At 68.0% G+C, this 1776-nt stretch carries 1 protein-coding gene and 1 pseudogene; both read left to right on the top strand.

Annotated features, from left to right (window positions below; translation table 11 throughout):
• A pseudogene (locus tag EVC45_RS46010) lies at positions 1-1536 on the top strand (Type III effector protein (Skwp5)); the annotation flags it as partial.
• Between the two features lie 18 nt (positions 1537-1554).
• Positions 1555-1776 (top strand): hypothetical protein (locus EVC45_RS46440; protein WP_211193604.1); only part of this gene is annotated, 222 nt, incomplete at its 3' end.

Raw genomic sequence — 1776 nt, 5'->3', positions numbered from 1 at the left:
ACCGCTCACGCGGCCGTCGATGAACAGGGTCGCTACCAGGCGGGGCGCGCGCGCGAAATCCTGGCCGAGCAGCGCGGGGGGATGCTGCTGGGTAAGGCCGCCACGCTGGCGATGCGCTTTCTTGCACAACCGGACGAGCAGCGCGAGGACATGGTGCGCCGCATGATGTTCGGCACCTACGACGGGGTGGAGCGCGAGCTGCGCAACGGGCTGCGCAGGTGGTTGCGGGGGGAGGAGGATGCATCAGCGCTGGTGCAGTTGCAGGCGCAGGCAGGTGAAGCGATGGAGCGGGCCCATGAGCCGCAGGCCCGCGAGGCGGCGCAGCTGCTGTACAGGCTGGCCATGCAGCTGGGCGGGGACAGCGTCCAGGCACCGCCGCTTCCTCCCGCGCTGGCGCAGGGGTTCCCGGCACTGGCGAGCGCCTACGGGCAGGCACACGACACGGCCGGGCGTGTGCACGCGGTGCTGGACAACTATCCGGTGTGCCGGCTCTCGCGTACTGCGTTCCCCGGCGGGCAGCCGGGGCTGGTGCCGGGCGAGCCGGAGCTGTCCATGCGCAATCTTTTTACGATAGCGATCAAGGTGGGCACGGACGCGCTGAAGTCGGACACGGGCACCGATCTGTTTACGGAGGTAATCGAATGCTGCGAACGGGCGGAAAGCTTCTACCCGGAGCGTCAGCGGCGGGTCCCGTACAGCAAGCAGACGGTGGCAGAAATACGCGAGGGGCGCTTCGATCCACAGTGGGCGCAGACGGTGCTGCCGGACATGCCCACGATGGCAGCGGGGGTCATGCAGGACGCGGTCGACGCGCTGCAGCAGGGCGGCTGGCTCAGCCAGCCGGTCGCGCCGGCCACGCGAGCGCAGGCGGCTGGCCAGGAAGCGCAGCAGCGGCAGGCGCAGGCGTTGCATGAGCGCGCCCGACAGGCCGAGCCGCAGATCACGCTGCTGCTGAAGGACATCCTGGGCCATGGCGGGGTGCCGGGGCGGGAAGAGGGACGACCGTATCTGGCGGGTGAGCAGTACCGGCTGAAATCGCCGCAATCGCTGCAGGACAAGCTGACCCGGCTGATTGGCGGCATGCCGCCGCTGGATCTGGCCCAGGCCAGCGCGCGGGTCAACGATGCGCTGCGCTACAGTGTGGTGCTGTCCCCGGATACGTTTATGGCGGACTATCACCGGATCCTTCTGCAGCTCGATGCGAAGGCGCATGCCATGAGGCGGTGTCACAATCACTTCCGCCGGGAACGAAGCGCTTTCCGGGCGGTGAGCGTCACGCTGGAGGATCCGGAGGGCTTCCCATGGGAAATCCAGTTTCATACGGAGCAAACGTTCAGGTGCAAGGAGCAGTACCACGATCTGTACAAGCAGGCGCAACGACGCGCATTGGATGGCGCTCACCTGGACGAGACCTGGAAGCTGCTCCAGCCGGCGCGCGAGGCCTTCCGTGCGTTAGCCCTCCCTGCGGAGGTGGAAGAGATCGCGGACTGGGAAGCGGAGCCCGTATTGACGGTTGCGCCGCGGCCCCAGCCCTAGGCGCCAGCCGCACGGGACATGCCGTCGCTCCTTGCAGGGCTGGCCCGTCAGATCAGAAGCCAGGCTGGACGTCTCGAGGGTACGGTCTGGCCTGTGCTGCGGCAGGCGCTGGAGGACCACGGCGCGAAGCTGCGCAGGGGCCAGGACGGTGACGACTGGCGCACAACTGATTGCGGGTTTTCCGAAGGGGCCGAATTTGTCTGCGAGCCCCACCGGGAATGGCTTTCGGAGCTGGCGAGG

This window comes from Paraburkholderia sp. UYCP14C (genome assembly GCF_004197395.1).
In the GTDB taxonomy this organism is placed as follows: Bacteria; Pseudomonadota; Gammaproteobacteria; order Burkholderiales; family Burkholderiaceae; genus Paraburkholderia.
The sequence above is the reverse complement of the archived record's forward strand: the minus strand, read 5'-3'. Positions and strand labels throughout refer to the sequence as shown.